Annotated in this window: 4 protein-coding genes; all 4 read left to right on the top strand. The window is 70.8% G+C overall.

Translation table 11 applies throughout. The annotated features are described in order from the left end of the window. Positions 1–528 precede the first annotated feature (528 nt). Entirely contained in the window at positions 529–1428 is a 900-nt protein-coding gene (pqqB, locus tag D588_RS0112690) for a pyrroloquinoline quinone biosynthesis protein PqqB (RefSeq protein WP_026143663.1), read from the top strand. A 34-nt stretch (positions 1429–1462) separates the two neighbouring features. Continuing rightward, positions 1463–2209 carry a pyrroloquinoline-quinone synthase PqqC gene (gene pqqC / locus D588_RS0112685; protein ID WP_026143662.1) on the top strand — a complete coding sequence of 249 codons (747 nt, stop codon included), beginning with the start codon at positions 1463–1465 and terminating at the stop codon, positions 2207–2209. After that, on the top strand, positions 2206–2484 hold the full coding sequence (pqqD, locus tag D588_RS0112680) for a pyrroloquinoline quinone biosynthesis peptide chaperone PqqD (protein WP_017916243.1): 279 nt from the start codon (positions 2206–2208) through the stop codon (positions 2482–2484). Before pqqC ends, pqqD begins: the two co-directional genes overlap by 4 nt. Then, positions 2481–3539 (top strand): pyrroloquinoline quinone biosynthesis protein PqqE (gene pqqE, locus D588_RS0112675; RefSeq protein ID WP_017916242.1); only part of this gene is annotated, 1059 nt, incomplete at its 3' end. The genes pqqD and pqqE, both read left to right, overlap by 4 nt.

The following is a 3539-nucleotide window of genomic DNA, read 5'->3' as shown; positions in this document are numbered from 1 at the left end:
GGCAGCGGCTCGGCCTGTGCCTGCCAGGCCTGCAGCAGCGCCGCGCGCAGGGCGGGCGCCAGGGTCGCGGCCGACGGGCGCTGCAGCAACGCCTCCAGGCCGGAGTGGACGGTGTGGTTCAAGGACGGACGCAGTCGACGAAACGGTGCCGCCTACACTAACGCGCTTGTGCGCGTTCTCACAATTGCGCCGGCCGCGCGCCGGGGGCGCCCCGCGGATACGCACCGCCGCGTCACTGTGATCCGGTTGCGACTTGCAGCGGTTTTACCGGAATTTCACAACCGCCCCAATCCCCGCGCCTATGCTCGAACGCGATGGCGACCCGCTGCTGTCTGCATGCGCCGCTGCCGTCGTCCCTAGACCGACTCGAAGAGGAAACGCACATGAAGAAGTGGAACAAGCCTGTGATCCGCGAAATCTGCGTCGGCGCGGAAATAAACTGCTACGCCTCCGGCGAGCTCTGACCCGCGCACTCCTCCCTTCCCGCGACCGAAGCGCGACCGGCCAGGCGCTAAAAACGGAGACCGGATGCACCTCATCGTTTTGGGATCGGCGGCAGGCGGAGGGCATCCGCAGTGGAACTGCCACACGCCCGCGAGCCAACGCGCGTGGCAGCAACACCCGGGTGCCCAACGCCGTACCCAGGCCAGCATCGCGGTCAGCGTCGATGGCCAGCGCTGGCTGCTGATCAACGCCTCACCCGATTTCCGCCAGCAGGTGCTGGCCACCCCCGCACTATGGCCGCAGCGCGACCAGCGCCATTCGCCGATCGAGGCGGTGCTGCTGACCAGCGGCGAGATCGACCATATCGCCGGGCTGCTGTCGATGCGCGAGAGCCAGCGCTTCGACCTGTACGCGAGTAGCCGCGTGCTCGACCTGCTGGCGCAGAACCCGGTGTTCGACGCGCTGCACCCGGCTTACGTGCACCGCCATCCGTTCGCCCTGGACACACCGCTGTCGCTGCTCGGCCTGCAGGTCACACCATTCGCGGTGCCGGGCAAGGTGCCGCTGTTCATGGAATCCCGCCACAGCGGCGACCTGGCCGGCTCGGCCGAGGAGACGCTGGGTCTGACCATCGACGACGGCACGCACCGCCTGCACTACATCCCCGGCTGCGCGGCGCTGACCGACGCCCTGCGCGAGCGCCTGCGCGGCGCCGAACTGGTGTTCTTCGACGGCACCCTGTGGCGCGACGACGAGCTGGTGCAGCTCGGCATCAGCGCCAAGACCGGCCAGCGCATGGGCCACATGAGCATCGACGGCGAGGCCGGCACCCTGCATGCCTTCGCCGACCTGGGCGTGGCACGCAAGGTCTTCATCCACATCAACACCACCAACCCGATCCTCGACGCCGGCTCCGCCGAGCGCGCCACCGTCGCCGCGCACGGCTGGGACGTGGCCCACGACGGCATGGAGATCGCGCTGTGACCCGCCTTCCCGCATCACCTGCGAGACCAAGCCCGTGAGCGCATTGCTGAGCCCCGATCAACTGGAAGCCGCGCTGCGCGCGATCGGCGCGCGGCTGTACCACGACCAGCACCCCTTCCACGCCCTGCTGCACAGCGGGCGCCTGAACCGCGGCCAGGTCCAGGCCTGGGCGCTGAACCGCTACGAGTACCAGCGCTGCATCCCGCTCAAGGACGCGGCGATCCTGGCGCGGATGGACGACCCGGCACTGCGCCGGATCTGGCGCCAGCGCATCGTCGACCACGACGGCAGCGCCGATGGCGAAGGCGGCATCGCCCGCTGGCTGCACCTGACCGACGCGCTCGGGCTGGACCGCGACCTGGTGCAGTCCGGCCGCGGCCTGCTGCCCGGCACCCGCTTCGCGGTGCAGGCCTACCTGCACTTCGTGCGCGAAAAGAGCCTGCTGGAGGCCATCGCCTCGTCGCTGACCGAATTGTTCGCGCCCGGCATCATCGGCCACCGCGTCGCCGGCATGCTGCAGCACTACGATTTCGTCTCGCGCGAGGCGCTGGCGTATTTCGAGCATCGCCTGCACGAGGCGCCGCGCGATTCGGACTTCGCCCTCGACTACGTCAAACGCCACGCCGACACCGTGGAGAAGCAGCACCTGGTGCAGGACGCGCTGCGCTTCAAGTGCGGCGTGCTGTGGTCGCAACTGGATGCGCTGCACTTCGCCTACGTGCAACCGGGCGTGGCCTGGCCGGACGCGTTCGTGCCGGACACCGCGCAGGCAGCGGCATGAGCACGCTGGACGCGAGCAGCCAACCGCGGCTCGCCGCCGGCGTGCGCCTGCAGCACGACCGCGCCCGCGACCAATGGGTGCTGCTGGCACCGGAGCGGGTGATCGAACTGGACGAGATCGCCCACGCCATCGTCTCGCGCTGCGACGGCGTCCGCAGCCTGGCGACGATCGCCACGGAACTGGCCGCAGAATTCGAGGCCGACCCGGCCGAGGTCGAACGCGACGTGCGCGAGCTGGCGCAGCAGTTGCACGCCAAGCGGCTGCTGCGCGCATGAACACGCCGGTGCCGCCGCCGCTGTCGATCCTGCTGGAGCTGACCCACCGCTGCCCGCTGGCCTGCCCGTATTGCTCCAACCCGATCGAACTGGCCGGCCTGCGCGAGGAACTGGATACGGCCGGCTGGCGCTCGGCGCTGGACCAGGCGGCGGCGATGGGCGTACTGCAGGCGCATTTCTCCGGCGGCGAGCCGATGCTGCGCAAGGACCTGCCCGAGTTGGTCGCGCATGCGCGTGCGCTGGGCCTGTACAGCAATCTGATCACCTCCGGGGTGGCCGGCGGCGCACCGATGCTGGCCGCCCTGGCCGCGGCCGGGCTGGAACACGTGCAACTGAGCGTCCAGGACGCCGACGCCGCCGGCGCCGACCGCATCGCCGGCTACCGCGACAGCCTGGCCAAGAAGCGCGCCTTTGCCGCGGCGGTGCGCGCGCTCGACCTGCCGCTGACGATCAACGCGGTGATCCACCGCCACAACGCCGAACGCGTCCCGGCGATGATCGAGCTGGCGCTGGAACTCGGCGCCGAACGCCTGGAAGTGGCGCACACCCAATACTACGGCTGGGGCCTGCGCAATCGCGCTGCGCTGATGCCCAGCCGCGCGCAGATCGACGCCACCGTGGCCGCGGTGGAGGCCGCCCGGCTGCGCCTGCAGGACCGCCTGCACATCGACTTCGTCACCCCCGACTACTACGCGCACCGGCCCAAGGCCTGCATGGGCGGCTGGGGCCAGCGCTTCGTCAACATCTCCCCGCGCGGCGACGTGTTGCCCTGCCACGCCGCCGAAACCCTGCCGGACATGCGCTTCGAGAACCTGCGCGCGCGCCCGCTGGCGGCGATCTGGGAAGACGGCGAGGCCTTCGTGCGCTTCCGCGGCAGCGCCTGGATGCCCGAGGTGTGCCAGGGCTGCCCGAAGCGCGAGATCGACTGGGGCGGCTGCCGCTGCCAGGCGCTGGCGCTGAGCGGCGATGCCGCGACCCTGGACCCGGTCTGCGAACGCGCCCCAGGGCACGCGGCGCTGCAGGCGCTGGCGCAGCGCGAAGCCGCCGCGCCGGCG

This window comes from Xanthomonas sp. SHU 308 (genome assembly GCF_000364645.1).
Taxonomy (GTDB): Bacteria; Pseudomonadota; Gammaproteobacteria; order Xanthomonadales; family Xanthomonadaceae; genus Xanthomonas_A; species Xanthomonas_A sontii.
This window is presented reverse-complemented; position numbering and strand designations above follow the sequence as displayed.

What these genes read in the sequence shown, in the direction of transcription:
- pqqB (WP_026143663.1), top strand. Translation starts at nt 529, where the DNA reads ATGCACCTCATCGTTTTGGGATCGGCGGCAGGCGGAGGGCATCCGCAG.
- pqqD (WP_017916243.1), top strand. Translation starts at nt 2,206, where the DNA reads ATGAGCACGCTGGACGCGAGCAGCCAACCGCGGCTCGCCGCCGGCGTG.